Source organism: Shimwellia pseudoproteus (genome assembly GCF_016415625.1).
GTDB lineage: Bacteria > Pseudomonadota > Gammaproteobacteria > Enterobacterales > Enterobacteriaceae > Shimwellia > Shimwellia pseudoproteus.
Window position 1 is genome coordinate 1 of the sequence record NZ_WBXP01000022.1, and the last position, 21,228, is coordinate 21,228.

Genomic DNA, 21,228 nt, shown 5'->3' on the forward strand with positions numbered 1-21,228 from the left:
ACGCTTAAAAAATGAAGCGGCACTGGCATCACTTTGTGGTGTAAATCCGTTACCAGCATCATCAGGAAAAACAGTCAGGCACAGATTAAACCGTGGCGGTTCACGTGAAGCAAATAATGCACTATGGACAATAGCTCTTGTGCGTATGCGTAGCGATCCACGAACAAAAATATATGTAAACAGACGAACCCGTGAAGGGCTGTCGACTAAAGAGATCCTGAGATGTCTAAAACGATACATCGTCCGTGAGCTCTATCCATTGATTTTATCGGATTTAGCCTATGCTAATCGCACGTTCTTGACATAGGAGCGTCAATGCGGTGGCCGAATCGTTCTTCAGTTCGCTGAAAAAAGAACGCATCAGGAAGAGAATATACAAAACCCGGGATCTGGCCCGGGCGGATATCTTCGATTACATTGAAGTGTTCTACAACCGGGCCCGGCGCCACAGTCATCTCGGCGGCGTCAGTCCGGAGGCCTTCGAACAGGCCTCATCGTGAGGACAGAATTTGTCTACGGGCGTGGGGTCAGTCCAATATGAGGCTCACAGCGAACAGATAGAGCATCAACGAAGAAGTGAAATACGGCCAGAATGTCGAACTCTGGCCGTATTCTTATTATTTAACAATTGATGATCACCTGTGTAAGCTTTTAATAAACTTCTTTACTGACTAAACGCCTGCTGAATTTCCTGGCGCAGTATCGTAAACGCATAAGGATCAAAGCGGTTGGCTACCAGCCGGCTGGAGTCAGTGAGAACCTCAAAGGTATCCTCAGACTTCATGTCATTGTTATAGGAAAACAGGATGCTACCCGGATTAAATATATGAAAATAAGTAACGCCTAACTCAAAAGCAGGTTGGGAGGAGTAAAGCTCAAACTGCTGTGCTTTATTGTTATAGGCAACCATATAAATATTATAATTCTCTTTCTTAAAGAATTCTGCCAGTAACTCAATGGTGTTGCGGGCATTTTGTGCTATCCCATTAGCATTGGGTCCCTGAGCGTTGTGTTCCCTTAACTCGGCCAAAGCATATTGAGCACCGCAAAATATGCTTGCCAAAAATTTCTTACGTTTCATCATATTGCCTCTGGTTAAATCCCTTCTGGGACTGTAAAGAGTTCCGTCAACAATGATCCAGTCATCGTTAACCCATTTTGTAACTTGTTGAGGAGTAACACTCATACTTTTAGCAAAAGCAGATTTATTCCCGTCAAAGAAAAGATCGATATGTTCAGAAAGCTTCATAACTAACCTGTTTGACTGTTTCAACCACAACACCATAATCATTTTTTGATTATACATCAACTAAAATTGATTATGTCTTTCGTTCAGTTCCGGAACTGGGGGCGGATCTGCGAGAAGATGAGAGAGATTGATGCAGGACAGGTACTAATTAAGGAGGATTGTTGCAATATCTGGATTATTGTCTTTTGAGAAGATAAAGGTGACGATTACCACTCAAAGTGGAAAAATGATCCTGCCGGCGAATCAGCCACGAAGTGGTACTCATCATTTTAACCCTGAACGACCGTCCTGACCGCTGACATCGTTTCCGGTCACTAAAGTTTGCTTTGTGCCACAGCAGACATTGATAACATTGAGATATGCCAATTTATGGGGAACAGGCCAGCATAGCTTGTAAGAATCAAGCTACTATCGATAAACAAAAATTTCGAAAGCTATAAGCATCTGGCATTCACTGTTTACATATACTATAGGTTGAATTGTAGGTTTGAATTAAATATGAATAAATATCTATGTTAATCAACAATAAAGCACCAATGCATCACCGTTTATTTAACGTTAGCGCAGCATACCCATCCATCAAGCTTATTAGCCCATTCCTGCATCATCACTTTTCGTTCATCAAGATAAGTCGCATGGTTATAAGTGCGGCGAACGTTGTTGGTATCAGCATGAGCAAGCTGAACTTCGATAGCGTCAGGTCGATAGCCCATCTCGTTTAAGCGGGTACTTCCTGTGGTTCGTGTTGCATGTGGGCTATAAGTACCACTCCAGCCGATGCTTTTAAGTAGTTGGCGCAGAGAGTTCGATGTCATTGGACCTAGCGGATTATCCCTGCCCGGGAAAAGGTGCTGCCGATGCCCGGTTAATCCCTGTAGTGTTCTGAGCATTTTGACTGCCTGTAAGGGTAGGGGAATAACGTGTTCTCTGCGGGCTTTCATTCGCGCTGCCGGAATGGTCCAGAGGGCATTATCTAGATCGATTTCTGCCCACTCCGCTTCAGTGGCTTCTGCTGGACGAGCCAGTGTCCACCACATCAGCCACATGCAATAGTTAACCTGGTATGACCCGCGACTATTGTCAAAACAGCCTAATAACTTTCCAATTTGCTGAGGATTCAATGCCTGTTTGTGTTGTGTCTTATTGGCCGGAAGGGCCTTGCGCACAGGCCATACGGGATCGCTATCAGCTCTAAGTGTCGCGACTGCCAACTCAAAAACAGATGAAATGGTGCGACGGGCTTCAGCAGCAACTGTCGGTGCACCTCGCTTAGCGGTTTCCTGGAGAATTTTAAGAATGTGGTATGGAGTGATCTCCCTGACTGGGAGCTTACCTATCGCGGGGAAAACCACACGTTCAAGCATATCCAGTCGCCGGGTTTTGGTGATTTCGGCCCAGTCTTTCATCTGCAACCACTCTTTGGCGATTAGCTCAAAGGTGTTGGATGCGTCATTGACCTTGCGGATCTTATCTAACTGGCGAGCCAGTGTCGGGCTAACACCATCTGCGACTTGCTTACGTGCTTGCTCGCATTTCTCGCGGGCTTCAGCAAGTTTGACCGTCGGGTATTCACCCAACGCAAACATGCTGGATTTACCATTGAGTTTAAACCGATAGCGCCATGCCTTTTTGCCATTGGGTTTCACTTCCAGGTAGAGACCGTTGAAGTCATTGAGACGATAGAGTTTTTCTTTCGGCTTGGCAGTGCGGCATTGCGTATCAGTGAGCATAACAGGGCCTTGTCTATTTCTTATACCGTTATTGTACTCACCTTAAATGATAATGGGAACAGATTATACTCATCTATGTACTCATTTTAGACTGCGCTTTCATGAGATTGTATGAGACAACATGGAATGAAAAATCCACGCAATTGCGTGGATTTTATAGGTTTTTTAGATGTTCATGAGAAGTTATGACATCTCATGAGACAATAAATTTTATTTAGACGTTAAACAGGAAGTTCATTACATCGCCATCTTTCACGATGTAGTCTTTCCCTTCTGCGCGCATTTTGCCCGCTTCTTTGGCGCCTTGCTCACCCTTGTAGGTGATAAAGTCTTCAAACGCGATAGTCTGGGCGCGGATAAAGCCTTTCTCAAAGTCGGTGTGGATTTTACCGGCCGCCTGCGGAGCCGTCGCCCCGACCGGGATGGTCCAGGCGCGAACTTCCTTCACCCCGGCGGTGAAATAGGTTTGCAGGTTCAGCAGAGAGTAACCGGCGCGGATCACGCGGTTCAGGCCCGGCTCTTCAATGCCCAGCTCAGCCATAAACTCATCGCGCTCTTCGTCATCCAGCTCGGCAATATCGGCTTCTACCGCAGCACATACCGGCACCACCACAGAACCTTCTTGCGCGGCGATTTCGCGTACCTGATCGAGATACGGGTTATTTTCGAAACCGTCTTCGTTAACGTTGGCGATATACATGGTCGGCTTCAGGGTCAGGAAGCTCAGGTAGCGGATAGCCGCTTTATCTTCTTCGCTCAGATCCAGCGCCCGCAGCATACCGGCATTTTCCAGCTGCGGCAGGCATTTTTCCAGGGCCGCCAGCTCGGCTTTAGCGTCTTTGTCGCCGCCTTTGGCTTTCTTCTGCACCCGGTGGATTGCGCGCTCGCAGGTGTCCAGGTCAGACAGGGCCAGTTCGGTATTGATGACATCAATATCTTCCGCCGGGTTTACGCGGCCGGACACGTGAATGATATTGTCATTCTCGAAGCAGCGCACCACGTGGCCAATGGCTTCAGTTTCACGGATATTGGTCAGGAACTGGTTACCCAGGCCTTCACCTTTGGAAGCCCCTTTTACCAGGCCCGCGATATCCACGAACTCCATGGTGGTAGGCAGAATACGCTGCGGTTTTACGATCTCCGCAAGTTTGTCCAGACGCGGGTCAGGCATGGGGACGACGCCGGTGTTTGGTTCAATGGTGCAGAACGGGAAGTTTGCTGCTTCGATCCCCGCTTTGGTAAGCGCATTGAAGAGGGTGGATTTACCAACGTTCGGCAGGCCGACGATACCGCATTTGAATCCCATGGTTTAGATCACCTTAATTACATGATAATCAGAGGGTTAAATGAAACCCGCTGATGAAAAGAAAAATATCTGCTTATTATACACAGAAACGGTGTTTTCCGGGGGATAAATCCGCCCGGACGGTGGTTATTGCGCTTTAAAGGCGTGTAACCGGTTCGTGGCTTTGGTCAGGCCGTCCTGCAGCCATATTTCGCTACAGCGCGCCGCTTCGTCAATGGCTTCATCGATCAGCTTCTGCTCACTTAATGGCGGTTTACCGAGCACAAAACCAACAACCTTGTTTTTATCGCCCGGATGGCCGATACCGACCCTCAAACGGTGGAAATTCGGATTGTTGCCCAGCTTGCTGATAATGTCCTTCAGACCATTATGGCCGCCGTGGCCACCGCCCAGTTTAAACTTGGCGACGCCCGGGGGCAGATCCAGCTCATCGTGGGCCACCAGAATCTCGTCCGGGGCAATCCGGTAAAACGTCGCCATCGCCGCCACCGCTTTCCCGCTGAGGTTCATAAAGGTGGTGGGCACCAGTAAGCGGACGTCTTCCCCCGCCAGGGTAATACGGGCGGTATAGCCAAAGAATTTAGGCTCTTCCTTCAGTGGCTGGCGGGCGCGCTCAGCCAGCAGGTCGACATACCATGCGCCCGCATTATGGCGGGTAGCGGCATATTCTGCGCCGGGGTTGGCCAGGCCGACAATCAATTTAATGGTCACGTGACTTTCCTGAAAAGAGATAGCAAAAACGAAAAAACGGCGCCTAGTTTACTGTGCTGGCGGGGTAATGACAAAGCGCTTCGCGACGGGGAGATAATTGTGATCCTGAACGATTTGAATTTGATGTTATTCAACGCATTATTTGTAAAGTTTTGTTGCCCAAATGTGACCGTTTGCGCAAAATATGAAACATCAGTGCGCTATACTTATTCACACAAGGAAAGGGGATATTCCCCGCCATGCAGACGTACCGGAGGTGACATATGAAACGCAAAAACGCTTCGTTACTGGGTAATGTCCTAATGGGACTGGGGTTGGTGGTGATGGTAGTCGGGATTGGCTACTCCATACTCAATCAGCTTCCCCAGATCAATCTTCCACAGTATTTTGAGCATGGCGCATTACTGAGTATCTTCATTGGTGCCATCCTCTGGTTAGCCGGCGCACGTGTCGGTGGCCGCGAACGGGTAGCCGATCGGTACTGGTGGGTACGCCATTATGATAAACGCTGTCGCCGGAATGCCCGCCACGGGTAACATGACCGGCTGATAGCGGCACTGAGGCAAAAGGGCGACGTGATGTCGCCCTTTGTATTACCGATCAGTCTATATCCCGCATGGCATCTTGCACATCGGTGAAGAAGGCCAGCTTGCCGGGGATTGGCTGCACTCTGCCCCGGGCGAGGGTGCGCAGCGGCTGAAATTGCAGGTTACTGATCCGCAGTTCGCAGCCTTCCGGTAGCCGGGCAATAAACCGCTGCAGGGCATCCAGCCCACCGGCATCCAGCAGCGGCACCATATCCCACTGCAGCAGAATCACCCGCTGCCCCTGCTGGCGCAGCGCCAGTTCGCTGAAAATTTTCTCTGCCGCGGCAAAAAACAGCGGGCCGGTCACCCGCAGCGCCAGCACCCCGGCGGGCTGTTCTCCGCCCAGTTCCACCAGTTTGGTCATGCTGGCAATCCGGCGCATAAACAACAGCGAGGCCAGCACAATCCCGACGCTAATAGCGATAACCATATCGAACAGGACCGTCAGGGACATACAGATCAACATCACCATAATGTCGTCCCGAGGGGCTCTGCGCAGCAGGTTGATCACCTTGTGTGCCTCACTCATGTTCCAGGCCACCATCAGTAGCAGGGCCGCCATGGCAGACAGCGGCAGCCAGGAGAGCAGCGGGGCCAGCGCCAGCAGCGCGAGGATAACCAGCAGTGAGTGGATAATTGCCGCCACCGGCGATGTGGCCCCGGCGCGTACGTTAGCCGCCGAACGGGCAATGGCCCCGGTGGCGGTAATCCCGCCGAAGAACGGCGCAATAATATTGCCGATACCCTGGCCCAGCAGCTCGCCATTGGCGTTATGTTTGGTGCTGGTCATTCCGTCCAGCACCACGGCGCACAGCAGGGACTCAATGGCGCCCAGCACCGCCATGGAGAAGGCCGCCGGTAACAGCAGGCGGATGGTTTCCCAGCTCAGCGTAAAATCAGACCCCGGGATTTTCCAGGGTAGCATCAGCTGGGGCAACAGCTGGGGAATACCGTTACCCTGGCTGCCGTCCGCCAGCACATAATGGAAGCGTGAACCGATAGTGGCGACCTGGGCGCCACACTGGCTGGCAATCACCATCACGACACAACCTGCCAGCACCGCAGGCAGATGCCCGGGGAGCTTCAGGCCCAGCCGTGGCCACAGGATCAGCACCCCGAGGGTGACCACACCGACCAGGGCATCCCCCCATTGCAGGGTGGGCATCGCCATCACCAGGGCGGCAACCTTCGCCGGGTAACTTTCTGGCATATGGGGGATGGTCAGGCCGAAAAAGTCCTTCAGCTGCATGGTGGCAATGGTTATCCCGATACCGGAAGTAAAGCCGAGGGTTACCGATAACGGAATATATTCAATTAAGCGCCCAAAACGCGCCAGGGCAAATAGAATCAGGAAGATCCCCGACAGGAACGTGGCAATCAGCAGCCCGGCCAGCCCGAATTGCTGGGCAACCGGATAGAGGATGACCACAAAGGCCGCCGTGGGGCCGGAAACGCTAAACCGCGAGCCGCCGCACACCGCAGTAATAATCCCGGCCACCGCCGAGGTATAAAGCCCATACTGGGGAGCCACGCCGCTACCAATGGCCAGCGCCATGGCGAGGGGGATGGCAATAATACCTACAGTAAGCCCGGCGATGATGTCGCGAATAAACCGTGATGATGTGTATTTCTCTCGCCAGCAGGCATCAATAATGGCGCGAAACGGCAATACCGTAAAAAGGGCGCGTTGTTTCATGAATCCTTCCATGAGCAATCAAATGCGAAATAAAAAAGTTATAGCAGAGCCAGCCTGAAGCGGCGGCGGACGTGACGCGAATAAACGAAAAAAACCGCCGTAGCGGGTTTTTTATTGGTTCAGCAATTAATGCTCGAACATGGCAGAGATAGATTCTTCGTTGCTGATACGACGAATCGCTTCTGCCAGCATGCCGGACAGGGTCAGAGTACGTACTTTACCCAGGGCTTTGATTTCCGGTGACAGCGGAATGGTGTCACACACGATGAATTCATCAATAACGGAATTACGGATGTTTTCGATAGCGTTGCCGGAGAAGATCGGGTGGGTGGCGTAGGCAAATACGCGTTTCGCACCGCGTTCTTTCAATGCTTCAGCCGCTTTGCACAGGGTGCCACCGGTATCGATCATGTCATCAACCATGACGCAGTCACGGTCGGCAACATCACCAATGATGTGCATCACCTGGGAAACGTTAGCGCGCGGGCGACGTTTGTCGATGATGGCCATATCGGTATCGTTCAGCAGTTTGGCAATGGCGCGGGCGCGCACAACACCGCCGATATCCGGGGAAACAACAATCGGGTTATCGAAGTTTTTCTGCAGCATATCTTCCAGCAGAATCGGGCTACCGAAGGCGTTATCAACCGGAACGTCAAAGAAACCCTGGATCTGCTCGGCGTGCAGGTCAACAGTCAGAACACGGTCAACGCCAACACTGGACAGGAAATCGGCAACCACTTTGGCAGTGATTGGCACACGGGCGGAACGCACACGGCGGTCCTGGCGTGCATAACCAAAGTAAGGAATAACAGCGGTGATACGACCTGCGGATGCGCGGCGCAGAGCGTCAACCATAACAACCAGTTCCATCAGGTTGTCGTTAGTAGGAGCACAGGTGGACTGGATGATGAAAATATCACCACCGCGTACGTTTTCATTGATTTGTACGCTGACTTCGCCGTCGCTAAAGCGACCTACGGCGGCGTCGCCGAGAGAAGTGTACAGGCGGTTGGCAATACGTTGTGCTAGTTCCGGTGTGGCGTTACCAGCAAAAAGCTTCATATCAGGCACGAGAAGAACCTCAGGCATGCGTCCAGTGGTGGATGATGACCAGCGCATAACGCGCGGGGGAGTGGCGCACCATCCAGGCGGTGTATTTAAATTGAGCGCGATGCAACGTCTGAAACAAGGTGACGTTGTCACCAACACTCAGCTTGCCCGGAAATAACCCGGTGTAGCGCAGAGATATTAGCACCTCGCGCCACGAACCCGTGGAGCCATTCCGGGGCTTGCTCAAGCACCTGTCTGGCAGCGGACTCAGTGTCAAATTCAGCAAACACACAAGCCCCTGTCCCGGTCAGGCGCGACGGCGCGTATTCTAACAGCCAGGAAAGGAGTGCATCAACCTCGCGGAAACGTTTTCTCGCGATATCCTCGCAATCATTGCCAAATTCACATTTTAGCAACTTTTCTATTGACCTGACTGGTGTATTTCTGCGCAGTTCCGGGTCCCCGAAGATGACCGGGGTGGGAATGCTGACCCCAGGGTGGGCGACCAGGTACCATTTTTCCGCCGGTTCGGCGGGGGTTAATTGTTCACCCACCCCCTCGGCAAAGGCCGCGTGCCCCCGGACAAACACCGGGACATCCGCACCCAATTGTAGCCCAAAGGCCGCCAGTTGCTCAGCGGAGAAGCCGGTACGCCACAGGTGGTTCAGTACCACCAGTACCGTGGCGGCATTGGATGAACCGCCGCCGAGGCCGCCCCCCATGGGCAGGCGTTTTTCGACACCGAGATCGGCCCCGGCCCCGGGGGGCAGGGTTCCTGCCTGGCGGGCTTGTGCCATCAGTAGCCGGGCGGCGCGCATGATAAGGTTATCTCCGGTGGCCACACCCGCGACCGGGGTGGTCAGCCGAAGTTCTCCGTCATGACGCGGCGTGATAAGCAGGGTGTCGCCGTAATCCAGGAACTGGAACAGGGTCTGCAAATTGTGGTAGCCGTCAGGACGACGGCCAGTGATATATAAAAACAGGTTAAGTTTAGCCGGAGACGGCCAGCGTGATGTCATGGCTTATTTCACTATCCAGTTATCCATCCGCAGTTTAATGCGCTGGCTGCCCTCGGTCAGCTCCATATTGGTGGGCAGCGCGGGGGTGGCGTCATTATAGCTACTGTAGTTCACTTTCCAGTGGCGGCCATCGCCAGTGGTGTAGTTCAGGGTTTGCAGGCGGTATTTATCATCGAGGGTATAATCCGTGGCTTTACCCGGCAGGCCCAGCATCCAGGCGCGCAGGCTGTCGATAGGAATTGCCATACCGGTCAGCTTAGCGATCATTTCTTCAGCATTATCCGAGGTGTAGCTCTTGCCTTTATTGTCAATTAATTGCACGGAGCCTGGCTGCGCGGTCAGCGACATTTCGGTGCTGCCCAGCGGATTGGTCAGCAGCAGACGGTAGTGATCCTGGCCGGTTTGCTGCCAGAAGAAACGGGCATAGACCCGCTGGTCATCAGACAGGTAGGCAAACGCCCCCCGGGTCTGATACTGGGAGAGCTGCGTTACCGCGGTCTGGTGCTGTTTCCATTGCGGATCGGTGGGGCTTTTCCCCGGGCCCTGTGGCGGGGTAACGGCACAGGCCGCCAGCAACAGGCTGGCAAGCGGAAGTAAACGCAGTGGGCGCAAACGGGACATAAACATAGTGCAGCACATCCTTGGTTTTTTTCTTGGTAATAAGTGATCATGCTAGCCGTCACCGGGAAACGCGTCTACGTCAAGTTGTCAGAAATCATTAAATTAACTATTACTCCTAAAGGAGCGGTTCTCTTTTATTAATCTGTCGCATCCTGTATGATACAGCCAGAAATCCTTAGCAACGCCGGTACTATTTCCGTCCAAATGACCCTGTTAGCATTAGGTATTAACCATAAAACCGCACCAGTGTCGCTGCGAGAACGCGTAACGTTTTCGCCGGATACCCTCGACCAGGCGCTGGCAAGTCTGCTCGCCCAGCCGATGGTGCAGGGCGGTGTGGTGCTGTCTACCTGCAACCGCACAGAGCTATATCTGAGTGTCGAAGAACAGGAAAATCTCCAGGAACAGCTGATTCAGTGGTTGTGTCAATACCACAACCTGAATGAGGCCGAACTGCGCGCCAGCGTTTACTGGCACCGTAACCACGATGCGGTGAGTCATTTAATGCGGGTTGCCAGCGGCCTTGATTCGATGATCCTCGGGGAACCGCAGATTCTGGGTCAGGTAAAAAAAGCCTTTGCCGATTCCCATTCCGGCCACACCAGCGCCAGCGAACTGGAACGTATGTTTCAGAAGTCGTTCTCGGTGGCGAAGCGGGTGCGCACCGAAACCGACATCGGCGCCAGCGCCGTCTCGGTGGCGTTTGCCGCCTGTACCCTGGCCCGGCAGATTTTTGAATCCCTGTCTGGGGTCACGGTGTTGCTGGTGGGCGCCGGGGAGACCATTGAACTGGTGGCCCGCCATTTGCGTGAGCACCGGGTGAAAAAGATGATCATCGCCAACCGCACCCGTGAGCGCGCCCAGCGCCTGGCGGATGAGGTCAATGCGGAGGTGATCGAGTTAGCGGATATTGCGACACGCTTGCAGGACGCGGATATCGTCATCAGCTCCACGGCCAGCCCGCTGCCGATTATTGGTAAAGGGATGGTGGAGAGCGCGATGAAAGCGCGCCGCAATCAGCCGATGCTGCTGGTGGATATCGCCGTTCCCCGCGATGTGGAGCCGGAAGTCGGCAAACTGGCCAACGCCTATTTATATGGTGTGGACGATTTGCAGGCCATCATTCAGCACAATATGGCCCAGCGCCAGGCGGCGGCGGTACAGGCCGAAAGTATCGTTGAGCAGGAAAGCAGCGAGTTTATGTCCTGGCTGCGGGCCCAAAGCGCCAGCGATACCATCCGTGATTTCCGCAGTCAGGCCCAGGCGGCGAGCGACGAGCTCAGTGCCAAAGCGCTGGCGGCGCTGCAACAAGGGGCCGATGCGCAGGACGTTATCGAAGATCTGGCCCGTAAACTGACAAACCGCCTTATCCACACCCCCACAAAAGCACTTCAGCAGGCTGCCCGTAACGGGGACGAAGAACGCCTGCAAATTCTGCGTGACAGCCTCGGGCTGGATTAGCACATACCCATTCTTATTATTAAAAGGTCAAATCACTGCCCATGAAGCCTTCTATCGTCGCAAAACTGGAAGCCTTATACGAACGCCATCAGGAAGTTCAGGCCCTGCTGGGGGATGCGCAAACCATCGCCGATCAGGACCGCTTCCGCGCGCTGTCAAAAGAGTATGCCCAGCTTAGTGATGTTGCGCGCTGCTTCCTGCAGTGGCAGCAAAACCAACAAGACATCGAAACCGCCGAGAGCTTGCTCGACGATCCGGAAATGAAAGAGATGGCCCAGGAAGAGTTGCGCGATGCGAAACAGCAGCGTGAAGCCCTGGAGCAGCAATTGCAGGTGCTGCTGTTGCCAAAAGATCCTGACGACGAACGTAATGCGTTTGTCGAAATCCGCGCCGGGACCGGCGGGGACGAAGCCGCCCTGTTTGCCGGCGACCTGTTCCGGATGTACAGCCGCTATGCGGAAGCCCGCCGCTGGCGTGTCGAAGTCATGAGCGCCAGCGATGGTGAACACGGCGGTTATAAAGAAGTGATCGCCAAAATCAGCGGTGACGGGGTTTATGGCCGGCTGAAATTTGAATCCGGTGGCCACCGGGTGCAGCGTGTCCCGGCCACCGAATCCCAGGGGCGTATCCATACCTCCGCCTGTACCGTGGCGGTGATGCCGGAGCTGCCGGAAGCTGAACTCCCGGATATTAACCCGGCGGATCTGCGAATTGATACCTTCCGTTCTTCCGGGGCCGGAGGCCAGCACGTTAACACCACCGATTCAGCCATCCGTATTACCCACTTGCCGACCGGGATTGTGGTGGAGTGCCAGGATGAACGTTCCCAGCACAAGAACAAGGCGAAAGCGATGTCGGTGCTGGGGGCGCGTATCCGCGCCGCAGAACTGGCCAAGCGCCAGCAAGAAGAGGCCTCTACCCGCCGTAACCTGCTGGGCAGCGGCGATCGCAGCGATCGTAACCGCACCTATAACTTCCCTCAGGGGCGCGTCACTGACCACCGGATCAACCTCACGCTGTACCGGCTGGATGAAGCGATGGAAGGCAAACTGGATATGCTGATCGAGCCTATTGTCCAGGAATTCCAGGCGGACCAGCTGGCCGCGTTGTCTGAGCAGGAATAATGACCTTTCAGCAGTGGTTACAGCAGGCGGTGCAGCAGCTGAGCGCCAGTGACAGCCCGCGGCGGGATGCCGAAATCCTGCTGGGGCTGGTCACCGGAAAGAGCCGGACCTTTATTATGGCGTTCGACGAAACCTGCCTTAGCGCTCCCCAGCAGCAGCAACTGAGCGAACTGCTGGCCCGCCGGGCCAGGGGGGAGCCGGTGGCCCATATTACCGGCACCCGGGAGTTCTGGTCGTTACCGCTGTTGGTGTCGCCCGCTACCCTTATCCCGCGGCCGGACACGGAATGTCTGGTGGAGCAGGCGCTGGCCCGCTTACCCGCACAGCCGTGTCATATTCTTGACCTCGGCACCGGTACCGGCGCCATTGCGCTGGCCCTGGCCTGCGAACGCCCGGACTGCCAGGTGACGGCCTGTGATCTGATCCCGGAGGCGGTGGCCCTGGCCCAGCGAAACGCCGGGCAACTGGGGATCACCAATATTACCATCCGCCAAAGCGACTGGTTCAGTGCCCTGGCCGGCGAGCAGTTCGCGTTGATTGTCAGCAATCCGCCCTATATTGACGATAGGGACCCGCACCTCGCCCAGGGGGATGTGCGTTTTGAGCCCCTCAGCGCCCTGGTGGCTGCCGATAACGGCCTGCGGGATCTGGCGCTGCTGGTGCGTGACGCCCGGGATTATTTGTTGCCCGGGGGATGGCTGGTGCTGGAGCACGGCTGGCAACAAGGGGAAGCGGTACGCGGCCTGTTTACGGCGGCGGGGTACCGGCAGGTAGAGACGTGCCGCGATTATGGCGGCAACGAGCGGCTGACGCTGGGATTATTGCCTGGCTGACAGCGCGCGGCCGTGGTTATCTCCGGTCCGGGGCTGACGATGCAGTTGTTTAGCGTTATCATTTACACCGTTTTTTGGGTTTTATTACGCCGGGCCAGTGCCCGGCAGGCTGCCACAATGCGCACAGGCGCGCTGCGGCAGCGCGGGTGGTGCATAACATCATCATTAAACTCACCACCACATCACATCATCACCGGGGAAAGTATGAAGTCGTTGGCCGATTTCGAATTCAACAAAGCGCCGCTTTGCGAAGGAATGATCTTAATTGCGCGGAATATCCGTGAGGATTTCCCGGAGCGGGACGTGCGGGAACAGTTAGACAAACTGGTTGCCCTGGCCCGGGAGGAGATCTGTGCAGGGCTGCAGCACGATTTACAACTGGAGAAACTGCTGGCGCTGTTTTACGGCGAGTGGGGCTTCAGTGATGTCAGTGGGGTCTATAAATTATCTGATGCCCTGTGGCTGGATAAAGTGTTAACCAGCCGCGCAGGCAGTGCGGCGTCGCTGGGGGCGATTCTGCTGTGGATTGCTGAACAGCTTGATATCCCGTTAATGCCGGTTATTTTCCCTACCCAGCTATTACTGCGGGCAGACTGGATGGACGGCGAAATGTGGCTGATCAATCCGTTTAACGGCGAAAGCCTTGACGAGCACACCCTTGAAGTGTGGCTGAAAGGGAACATTGGCCCGGCAGCCTAACTGTTTAGCGAAGATCTTGAAGAGTCCGAAAATGCCGAAGTGATCCGCAAGTTACTGGACACCCTGAAATCTTCCCTGATGGAAGAGCATCAGCTGGAGCTGGCATTACGGGCCAATGAAGTCTTGTTGCAGTTTAATCCTGAAGATCCCTATGAGATCCGCGACCGCGGGCTGATTTATGCCCAGCTGGATTGTGAGCACGTGGCGCTGAGTGACTTCAACTATTTTGTTGAGCACTGCCCGGAAGATCCGATTAGCGAGATGATTAAAGCGCAGATGAATACCATCGCCGGTAAGCACGTCACCCTCCATTGAGTGGGCCGCGCTCCCGTTAATGGCGAATTTAGTATAAAATCGTCCCGCTCTGGCCATTGTGTGTGACCGATTGTGTGGCACGCGGTTTACCATTAATCCATTACGTTTCAGTAGGCTGTGCTGGTCCCTGGCCACCCCGATGGGGAAGGCGCACCGCATAGCCTGATAAGGCGAAAATATGAAGCAGAAAGTAGTTAGCATTGGAGAGATCAAGGTTGCCAACGACCTGCCGTTCGTTTTGTTTGGCGGTATGAACGTGCTGGAATCCCGTGACCTGGCGATGCGTGTTTGTGAGCATTACGTGAACGTGACCAGCAAACTGGGAATTCCGTACGTGTTCAAAGCGTCCTTCGATAAGGCTAACCGTTCCTCCATTCACTCTTACCGTGGCCCGGGCCTGGAAGAGGGGATGAAAATTTTCCAGGAACTGAAACAGGCGTTTGGCGTGAAGATCATTACCGATGTTCACACCGCAGAGCAGGCTCAGCCAGTGGCAGACGTGGTGGACGTGATCCAGTTGCCTGCGTTCCTGGCGCGCCAGACTGACCTGGTGGAAGCGATGGCGAAAACCGGCGCGGTCATCAATGTGAAGAAACCCCAGTTTGTTAGCCCAGGCCAGATGGGCAATATCGTCGATAAATTCCAGGAGGGCGGTAATGACCAGGTTATCCTGTGCGATCGCGGCAGTAACTTCGGTTATGACAATCTGGTTGTTGATATGCTGGGCTTCGGGGTGATGAAAAATGCCACCGGCAACAGCCCGGTTATTTTTGATGTGACCCACTCCCTGCAGTGCCGTGACCCGTTTGGTGCCGCCTCCGGCGGCCGCCGTGCTCAGGTGAGTGAACTGGCCCGTGCCGGGATGGCTGTCGGCATTGCCGGCCTGTTTATTGAGGCCCACCCGGACCCGGAACACGCCCGCTGTGATGGCCCGTCCGCGTTACCGCTGGATAAACTGGAGCCGTTCCTGAAGCAGATGAAAGCGATTGATGATTTGGTTAAAAGCTTCCCGGAGCTGGACACCAGTAAGTAATTCCCCTTCGCGGTCATACGCCAATAAAAATACCGACGCCACGGCGTCGGTATTTTTTTGCGCGACAGTATCAGGCAAAAATAGTCATTAGGTAGGCGGCAAACAGCGCCAGATGCGCAGAGCCGTTCAGCACGTTGGTGCGCCCGGTAGAGAACGAGATATGGCACAGTACCAGGGCGGTTAGCATGACCACCGTCTCCGGCATGCCGAGGCCAAATACCAGCTCATTACCGGTCAGGATAGCAATCAGCGTCACCGCGGGCACGGTCAGCGAAATGGTCGCCAGCACGGAGCCGAAGAACAGGTTCATGGCGCGCTGCACCTGGTTTTGCATCACGGCCTTGATAGCCCCTAAACCTTCCGGGGAGAGGATCAACAGGGCCACCAGGAAGCCGGTAAACGCCGCCGGGGCATTTAATGTCGTCAGCAGTGACTCCAGCGGATTGGCGTTCATTTTGGTGACTGAGATAACCGCCACCAGGTGGACAATAAGCCAGGCGGCGTGCCACTTACTGCTGTGGGCCGAAGGCTTACCGTGATGCGGATCGTCGTCGTCACCCTCATCTTCGTGTTCGTAAACAAACAGGCTCTGGTGGGTTTTGGTCTGGATCAGCAAAAATACCCCATACATCGCTGCCGAGATCAGCGCCACTATCAGGGCCTGGCCCATGGTCAGATTACCGCCGGGCAGGGCGCTCGGGAAAACCAGCACGATAACCGCCAGCGGGAAGATGGCCATCAAATATTGTTTGATACCAAACAGATTGACATGCTGGGTGGCAAATTTGTGGCCGCCCAGCAGGAGCGCGAACCCGACCAGGCCGCCGGTAACTATCATAATGATCGAGTAGAGGGTGTCGCGCATCAGCGCGGGGGCCGCCTCACCGGTGGCCATCAGGGCTGAAATCAGGCTGACTTCAAGGATCACGACCGACAAGCTGAGGATCAGTGAACCGTAGGGCTCTCCCAGCCGGTGGGCAAGAACATCTGCATGGCGCACCACGCTGAAGGCGCTGCTGAGGATAGCCACCAGCGCCAGTAAGTTAATGCCGATAATCCCCGGAAGTGACTGCGTCGAGCCCCAGAATGCCAGCACTCCCAGGGCAACCACCGGGAAGAGCAGTGAAGTTTCCTTATGGCGGGTTTTTACCGCCTCGGGTGCATGCGTTGTCATTGTTGTACTCCAGTATGCAGGTGTAAAATAAAGCGCGTTAATAACTTATTGATAGCACACTAAAATAACAAAAAGTCATTCATTGTAATAATTATTTTACGTACTTTTACCGCATGATTAGTCCCACCGGTGGCGCTTATTTGCCGGTAAGCTCGCTATTCGGCGGATAACGCGTCTCAACAATAAGTGTATTCCTGATTGAGGCCGCGGTTAAATATTCAGGTATCTTTTATCTGTCCCCCCCCGATAAATAGAACAACATCGGCAAAAGTTATTAAACGGTTAATCACGGGTAGCGTAGCCGGTGATGCAGGGTTAGCCAGCGGTGAGCGGCCTCCCGGCCCCCGGGCTGGCATCGGCGCCGGTGGGAAAATATTCTGTTTTAGTTATTGCGCTGTTATTTCTTTATTTTCATGCCAGGATTAATCGTGGCCGTAATTAATCACGTGCTGGCGCCTTGCCAGCGCAGGCAGAATTTAATAAGGTCAGCATTGGTTTATTTTATCCAGCGACGGAGAAATATAAGGCAGGGAACGGTTGGGCCCAGGAGGTAGCAGTCAGTGTTAACCCGAGATTTTTTAATAACCGCAGATTGTAAAAGTGCATTTGGCGATATTGAAGCCTCCCTATTGTGGAGCCCGGAACAGCGGGCCGCCTCCCTGGCGGCAACCCTTGCCTGTCGGCCAGATGGCGGGCCGGTATGGATCTTCGGTTACGGTTCGCTGATGTGGAACCCGGCCATCGTCTATGATGATGTTTGCTGTGGCACCCTGGAGGGCTGGCACCGGGCATTTTGTTTGCGCCTGACGGCGGGCCGCGGTACTGCCTGCCAGCCCGGGCGCATGCTGGCGCTGAAGCAGGGCGGGCGGACGACGGGCCTGGCATACCGTATTCCTGAGGGCGAGGTGGAACAAGAGCTTACCCTGTTATGGAAGCGGGAAATGATCACCGGCTGTTATTTGCCAACCTGGTGCCCGCTGGAACTGGATGACGGCCGCAAGATCCACGCGCTGGTGTTTATTATGGACCCCCGCCACCCCCAGTATGAAGCGGATACCCGGCCACAAATTATTGCCCCGCTGATTGCAAAAGCCAGCGGCCCGCTGGGCACCAATGCGCAGTATCTGTTTTCCCTTGAAGATCAGCTAAAAAAACTGGGGATGACCGATGATTGCCTGGAGTCGCTGGTGGGGGAAGTGCGGGCGTGCCTGGTGCCCGGTGAGTCCAGCCGTTGGCCCCATCGCGCGGGATAATAGCGTGCTGCGGTGCGCAAGGAAGGGTGCGTAGAGCCGGAGGCGAAAAAAAGGGGGCGATTTGCCCCCAGAGGGTTCAGCGAACCCCGCTACACAACTATCCACACTTATTATTACACTGTCGCTAACTGCCCGCTGATGCGGGCTATTATTTTGAGTTTGTTTTCTACTGGCTATTACGCCGCCACATAACTTATCGAATGTTCCAGTGACTGGCTGTGGCTGTCAATCAGCACGCGCCAGATGCCGCTGTAGGGGATAGCCAGATAGGCATTGTCCTGATTTTCCACACTGAAGATATCTGCGTTACTGCTGCCGTCACTCATCAGATGAATATGGCAGTTCTCTGAGCACCGCACCACCACCGTATCGCCACCAAATAATTTCAGACTTGCTTTTACTACCGCCATGTTACTACCCCACATTTGCTTGCACTAACGATGCTTCCCTGCGCCCCTGTCGCTCCAAAAAGTGATACTGTTCACAAATCACACGTAATGTATAAAACCAGAGCGGCGCCCTGCGGATGATGATTTTGATCAAATAAATCCCCACCGCGTCAGTTTTTGTCATAAAGCCCTGGTAAACGATTGCGTAGCGGAGGATTTGGCCAGTTGGCGGCATAATTATTAGCGTAATATCGTGTTACAGGCGGGAATATAAGCGCTAACAGGCTGGCGCGACTGAAGCGAGCCAGCCCATTGATTCAGAAGGTCAGCACTTTATCGGCGGCCAGGGTCCACTGGGCCAGTTCGATCAGGGTGCCAATAGCGACACCGTCAATCAGCGGTAACCCGGTGATCCCCCGGCCATCGGTACAGGTTTTGCACAGTTTAACCGGGATATTCTGGGCGGTGAGGATCTCCAGCATTTGCTGAATATTGTAGCCTTCAGCCGGTTTTTGCCCGCGCAGGCCGGCGGTAACGGCGTCAGACATCAGAAACAGCTGGAGCTGCGGCCTGGGCTCTTGTTCACTCAGGGCGATGGCCAGACGCAGGCTATTAAATAATGATTCGCTGCCATAGGCGGCGCCATTCGCGATAATCACAATTTTTTGCATCATAAAGTTCCTTATTAACCGGGCAGCCATACAGCATACACACAAAATCTCACCGGATCTTAATCTGGATCGCCAGAGACGGCGGTTCTCGCTATCCTGGTGGGGCACGGGGGAATGGCAACAACATGATCAGCATTATCTGGTTTTTAGCGGGTGTCGTCGTCGGCCAGCCGAATGGGTTATACTGTGATTAATCGATTCAAATCAAAGGATGCTGCGTTCCCATAACGTTCCCACGAGATGCTATTACGCCGTTTGCTGTGCCGTATGTTGCTGACCTTCTGCCTGTGCTGCTGCGCAGCGTTGCGGGTGGGTGCCGTTCAGACCTTTGTCCAGCAGGCGGCACATCCGCTGGACAGTGACGGCGACACGCTGCCGGACCTGGGGATTGTCGATAATAGCGCCTCCTATGAACAGCAACTGGCCACCATGCTGAAAAGCTTTGGTGAAGCGAGCATGAATGACAACGGCCTTGATACCGGGGAACAGGCGCGGGCCTTTGCCCTTGAGCAACTGAAAGAGGTTATCCAGCGGCAGGTGCTCAGCCAGACCAGCGATTTACTCTCCCCCTGGGGTAATGCCACCCTGAACCTTGCGGTGAATGACGACGGTAAATTTACCGGCAGTAATGCCGCGTTTTTTGCCCCGCTGGTTGACGATAACCGTTATCTGACCTGGAGCCAGTTGGGGATCAGCCAGCAGGATCGGGGGTCGGTTGCCAACTGGGGGATCGGCCAGCGCTGGGTGCGCGGCAACTGGCTACTGGGCTATAACACCTTTTACGATCATCAGTTTGCCGACAGCCTTAACCGGGCCGGTATCGGCGCTGAGGCCTGGGGCGAGTATTTGCGCTTCTCGGCGAACTATTATCAGCCGCTGTCTGGCTGGTCCAGTAAAGGGGATGTCCAGCAACAGCGTATGGCTCAGGGCTACGATATTAGCGCCAGGGCCTGGCTGCCGTTCTACCGCTATATCAATACCAGCCTGAGTCTTGAGCAGTATTTTGGCAACCGGGTTGATCTGTTCAATAACGGTGTCGGATCAAAAGATCCGGTGGCGGTCAATGTAGGGCTTAGCTACACCCCGGTACCGCTGGTGACGCTAACTGCGCAGCACAAATATGGTGAGAACGGTAACAGCCAGGATAACCTGGCGCTGAAGCTTAATTACCGGTTCGGGGTGCCGCTGGATAAACAGCTGTCCGCCACGGAAGTGGCCGCGACCCGCTCGCTGCGGGGGAGCCGTTATGATGGTGTCGAACGTATTGATGTGCCGGTACTGGCTTATCGCCAGAAAAAATCCCTGTCGGTCTTCCTGGCGACACCGCCCTGGGATGTACAGCCGGGTGAGTCTGTGGTGCTGAAGCTCCAGGTTGCGGCCCCGGCGGGGATCCGCACGATTACCTGGCAGGGGGATACCCAGCCGCTGAGCCTGACGCCGGGCAAAGATAACACGAGCCCGGATGGCTGGACTATCATTATGCCCCAGTGGAATGACAACCCCGGGGCCACAAATAGCTGGCAGATTTCCGCCACCGTGGAAGATAAAAATGGCCGCCGGGTTACCAGTAACTGGATAACCCTGCAGGTACATGCCCCGGTCACCCACTGGCCTGCCAGCGGTGACCGTTTCCGCTTCCCGTCAGAACCGTTAAAAAATTCGCTCCTGGTGAACCCAGACGGCAGCCTCAACCCGTGATTTAAGTTTCATCTTCTTCAGCAGGTGCTTGACGTGAACCTTCACGGTGCTTTCGGTGATATCCAGCCGCCGGGCAATCATTTTGTTAGGCAGCCCCTGGGCAATCAGCTTGAGAATGTCCTTTTCCCGGGGGGTCAGCAGGTTGACTTCCCGTTCTGAGGTGGTGCGGTTAGCGCGCAGGCTGGCGGCCAGCACCGGGGTTAAGGTTTCGCTCAGTACCATTTCACCGGCCGCTGCCTGATGCAGGGCTTTTAGCAGTTCTTCCGGCTCCATATCTTTCAGCAAGTAGCCGTCGGCGCCGCGCTTCAGCGCTGAAACAACATCCTCTTCATGGTTGGAGACGCTGAACACCACAATCCGCCCGGAGAGGGGCTTTTCCCGCAGGCGATCCAGCGTTTCCAGACCATTCATTCCGGGCATATTCAGGTCCAGCAGAATTAAATCCGGATCCAGACTTTCGGCCAGTTCAACACCCTGCAAGCCGTTACCGGCCTCGCCGATAACGCACAGCTCGGGGGCCATGCTGATCAGCTGCTTAACACCGGCGCGCAGCATGGGATGGTCGTCAATCAGCAGAATGGTGGCTGCTTCCTGGTTGCTCATTGG

The 21,228-nt window shown here is 54.6% G+C and carries 20 protein-coding genes and 2 pseudogenes; 10 read left to right on the forward strand and 12 right to left on the reverse strand.

Annotated elements, in window-relative coordinates; genetic code table 11:
• Nucleotides 1-307, forward strand: a 307-nt coding sequence (locus tag F9C28_RS11270) for a transposase (protein WP_199015411.1), incomplete at its 5' end; no start/stop codon positions are given.
• 7 nt (nt 308-314) lie between these two features.
• Nucleotides 315-500: pseudogene (locus tag F9C28_RS11275) on the forward strand (IS3 family transposase); the annotation flags it as partial.
• Between the two features lie 164 nt (nt 501-664).
• Here F9C28_RS11275 and F9C28_RS11280 read toward each other — a convergent pair.
• From F9C28_RS11280 to pth, 4 genes are all read right to left on the reverse strand, one after another.
• The gene (locus tag F9C28_RS11280; protein WP_199015413.1) at nt 665-1,249 is read right to left on the reverse strand and encodes a hypothetical protein; all 585 of its coding nucleotides are present in this window, start codon (nt 1,247-1,249) and stop codon (nt 665-667) included.
• Between the two features lie 548 nt (nt 1,250-1,797).
• Nucleotides 1,798-2,979, reverse strand: coding sequence for a tyrosine-type recombinase/integrase (locus F9C28_RS11285; protein WP_199015414.1), 1,182 nt, complete (start codon nt 2,977-2,979; stop codon nt 1,798-1,800).
• Nucleotides 2,980-3,193: 214 nt separating this feature from the next.
• Complete coding sequence (gene ychF / locus F9C28_RS11290) at nt 3,194-4,285, reverse strand: redox-regulated ATPase YchF (RefSeq protein ID WP_199015415.1); 1,092 nt, start codon at nt 4,283-4,285, stop codon at nt 3,194-3,196.
• A 126-nt stretch (nt 4,286-4,411) separates the two neighbouring features.
• Nucleotides 4,412-4,996 (reverse strand): aminoacyl-tRNA hydrolase, encoded by a 585-nt coding sequence (gene pth / locus F9C28_RS11295; protein ID WP_199015416.1) that lies wholly within the window; start codon nt 4,994-4,996, stop codon nt 4,412-4,414.
• Nucleotides 4,997-5,259: 263 nt separating this feature from the next.
• Here pth and ychH point away from each other — a divergent pair, with 263 nt between their 5' ends.
• A complete protein-coding gene (gene ychH / locus F9C28_RS11300) occupies nt 5,260-5,532 on the forward strand; it encodes a stress-induced protein YchH (protein ID WP_199015417.1) in 273 nt (90 codons plus the stop codon).
• Nucleotides 5,533-5,596: 64 nt separating this feature from the next.
• Here the strand turns inward: ychH and dauA are convergent, their stop codons facing one another.
• The 4 genes from dauA to lolB all read right to left on the reverse strand — a co-directional run bounded on the left by dauA (nt 5,597) and on the right by lolB (nt 9,978).
• Complete coding sequence (dauA, locus tag F9C28_RS11305) at nt 5,597-7,279, reverse strand: C4-dicarboxylic acid transporter DauA (RefSeq protein WP_199015418.1); 1,683 nt, start codon at nt 7,277-7,279, stop codon at nt 5,597-5,599.
• A gap of 126 nt (nt 7,280-7,405) precedes the next feature.
• A complete protein-coding gene (prs, locus tag F9C28_RS11310) occupies nt 7,406-8,353 on the reverse strand; it encodes a ribose-phosphate diphosphokinase (protein ID WP_199015419.1) in 948 nt (315 codons plus the stop codon).
• A 128-nt stretch (nt 8,354-8,481) separates the two neighbouring features.
• Nucleotides 8,482-9,351: a 4-(cytidine 5'-diphospho)-2-C-methyl-D-erythritol kinase gene (gene ispE / locus F9C28_RS11315; RefSeq protein ID WP_199015420.1), complete on the reverse strand. Its 870-nt coding sequence runs from the start codon at nt 9,349-9,351 to the stop codon at nt 8,482-8,484.
• Between the two features lie 3 nt (nt 9,352-9,354).
• Entirely contained in the window at nt 9,355-9,978 is a 624-nt protein-coding gene (gene lolB, locus F9C28_RS11320) for a lipoprotein insertase outer membrane protein LolB (protein ID WP_408641514.1), read from the reverse strand.
• Nucleotides 9,979-10,176: 198 nt separating this feature from the next.
• Here lolB and hemA point away from each other — a divergent pair, with 198 nt between their 5' ends.
• From hemA to kdsA, 5 genes and pseudogenes are all read left to right on the forward strand, one after another.
• The gene (hemA, locus tag F9C28_RS11325; protein ID WP_199015421.1) at nt 10,177-11,433 is read left to right on the forward strand and encodes a glutamyl-tRNA reductase; all 1,257 of its coding nucleotides are present in this window, start codon (nt 10,177-10,179) and stop codon (nt 11,431-11,433) included.
• Nucleotides 11,434-11,474: 41 nt separating this feature from the next.
• The gene (gene prfA, locus F9C28_RS11330) at nt 11,475-12,557 is read left to right on the forward strand and encodes a peptide chain release factor 1 (RefSeq protein WP_199015422.1); all 1,083 of its coding nucleotides are present in this window, start codon (nt 11,475-11,477) and stop codon (nt 12,555-12,557) included.
• Entirely contained in the window at nt 12,557-13,390 is an 834-nt protein-coding gene (prmC, locus tag F9C28_RS11335) for a peptide chain release factor N(5)-glutamine methyltransferase (protein WP_199015424.1), read from the forward strand. The genes prfA and prmC overlap by 1 nt, the downstream gene beginning before the upstream one ends.
• A 204-nt stretch (nt 13,391-13,594) precedes the next feature.
• A pseudogene (gene sirB1, locus F9C28_RS11340) lies at nt 13,595-14,404 on the forward strand (invasion regulator SirB1).
• A 178-nt stretch (nt 14,405-14,582) separates the two neighbouring features.
• Nucleotides 14,583-15,437, forward strand: coding sequence for a 3-deoxy-8-phosphooctulonate synthase (kdsA, locus tag F9C28_RS11345; protein WP_199015425.1), 855 nt, complete (start codon nt 14,583-14,585; stop codon nt 15,435-15,437).
• Nucleotides 15,438-15,507: 70 nt separating this feature from the next.
• On the opposite strand, the gene chaA is transcribed toward kdsA, so the two are convergent.
• Nucleotides 15,508-16,611, reverse strand: a complete 1,104-nt coding sequence (gene chaA, locus F9C28_RS11350) for a sodium-potassium/proton antiporter ChaA (RefSeq protein ID WP_199015426.1) — start codon at nt 16,609-16,611, stop codon at nt 15,508-15,510.
• Nucleotides 16,612-17,171: 560 nt separating this feature from the next.
• Here chaA and F9C28_RS11355 point away from each other — a divergent pair.
• On the forward strand, nt 17,172-17,864 hold the full coding sequence (locus F9C28_RS11355; RefSeq protein WP_199015427.1) for a gamma-glutamylcyclotransferase: 693 nt from the start codon (nt 17,172-17,174) through the stop codon (nt 17,862-17,864).
• 176 nt (nt 17,865-18,040) lie between these two features.
• Here F9C28_RS11355 and F9C28_RS11360 read toward each other — a convergent pair whose 3' ends face one another.
• Together F9C28_RS11360 and F9C28_RS11365 are read right to left on the reverse strand one after the other, a co-directional pair.
• Nucleotides 18,041-18,274 carry a hypothetical protein gene (locus F9C28_RS11360; protein WP_199015428.1) on the reverse strand — a complete coding sequence of 78 codons (234 nt, stop codon included), beginning with the start codon at nt 18,272-18,274 and terminating at the stop codon, nt 18,041-18,043.
• Nucleotides 18,275-18,570: 296 nt separating this feature from the next.
• Entirely contained in the window at nt 18,571-18,924 is a 354-nt protein-coding gene (locus tag F9C28_RS11365) for a DsrE/DsrF/TusD sulfur relay family protein (protein ID WP_199015473.1), read from the reverse strand.
• 240 nt (nt 18,925-19,164) lie between these two features.
• On the opposite strand from F9C28_RS11365, the gene F9C28_RS11370 reads away from it, so the two are divergent.
• On the forward strand, nt 19,165-20,622 hold the full coding sequence (locus F9C28_RS11370; protein ID WP_408641515.1) for a YchO/YchP family invasin: 1,458 nt from the start codon (nt 19,165-19,167) through the stop codon (nt 20,620-20,622).
• On the opposite strand, the gene narL is transcribed toward F9C28_RS11370, so the two are convergent.
• Entirely contained in the window at nt 20,575-21,225 is a 651-nt protein-coding gene (gene narL / locus F9C28_RS11375) for a two-component system response regulator NarL (RefSeq protein WP_199015429.1), read from the reverse strand. The genes F9C28_RS11370 and narL overlap by 48 nt on opposite strands.
• Nucleotides 21,226-21,228 lie beyond the last annotated feature (3 nt).

Excerpts from the sequence above, each read along its gene's own strand:
- ychF (WP_199015415.1), bottom strand. The coding sequence starts at position 4,285 with ATGGGATTCAAATGCGGTATCGTCGGCCTGCCGAACGTTGGTAAATCC.
- F9C28_RS11360 (WP_199015428.1), bottom strand. The coding sequence starts at position 18,274 with ATGGCGGTAGTAAAAGCAAGTCTGAAATTATTTGGTGGCGATACGGTG.
- dauA (WP_199015418.1), bottom strand. The coding sequence starts at position 7,279 with ATGAAACAACGCGCCCTTTTTACGGTATTGCCGTTTCGCGCCATTATT.
- F9C28_RS11285 (WP_199015414.1), bottom strand. The coding sequence starts at position 2,979 with ATGCTCACTGATACGCAATGCCGCACTGCCAAGCCGAAAGAAAAACTC.
- narL (WP_199015429.1), bottom strand. The coding sequence starts at position 21,225 with ATGAGCAACCAGGAAGCAGCCACCATTCTGCTGATTGACGACCATCCC.
- ispE (WP_199015420.1), bottom strand. The coding sequence starts at position 9,351 with ATGACATCACGCTGGCCGTCTCCGGCTAAACTTAACCTGTTTTTATAT.
- kdsA (WP_199015425.1), top strand. The coding sequence starts at position 14,583 with ATGAAGCAGAAAGTAGTTAGCATTGGAGAGATCAAGGTTGCCAACGAC.
- lolB (WP_408641514.1), bottom strand. The coding sequence starts at position 9,978 with ATGTTTATGTCCCGTTTGCGCCCACTGCGTTTACTTCCGCTTGCCAGC.
- ychH (WP_199015417.1), top strand. The coding sequence starts at position 5,260 with ATGAAACGCAAAAACGCTTCGTTACTGGGTAATGTCCTAATGGGACTG.
- F9C28_RS11365 (WP_199015473.1), bottom strand. The coding sequence starts at position 18,924 with ATGCAAAAAATTGTGATTATCGCGAATGGCGCCGCCTATGGCAGCGAA.
- chaA (WP_199015426.1), bottom strand. The coding sequence starts at position 16,611 with ATGACAACGCATGCACCCGAGGCGGTAAAAACCCGCCATAAGGAAACT.
- prmC (WP_199015424.1), top strand. The coding sequence starts at position 12,557 with ATGACCTTTCAGCAGTGGTTACAGCAGGCGGTGCAGCAGCTGAGCGCC.
- hemA (WP_199015421.1), top strand. The coding sequence starts at position 10,177 with ATGACCCTGTTAGCATTAGGTATTAACCATAAAACCGCACCAGTGTCG.
- prfA (WP_199015422.1), top strand. The coding sequence starts at position 11,475 with ATGAAGCCTTCTATCGTCGCAAAACTGGAAGCCTTATACGAACGCCAT.
- F9C28_RS11370 (WP_408641515.1), top strand. The coding sequence starts at position 19,165 with ATGCTATTACGCCGTTTGCTGTGCCGTATGTTGCTGACCTTCTGCCTG.
- F9C28_RS11280 (WP_199015413.1), bottom strand. The coding sequence starts at position 1,249 with ATGAAGCTTTCTGAACATATCGATCTTTTCTTTGACGGGAATAAATCT.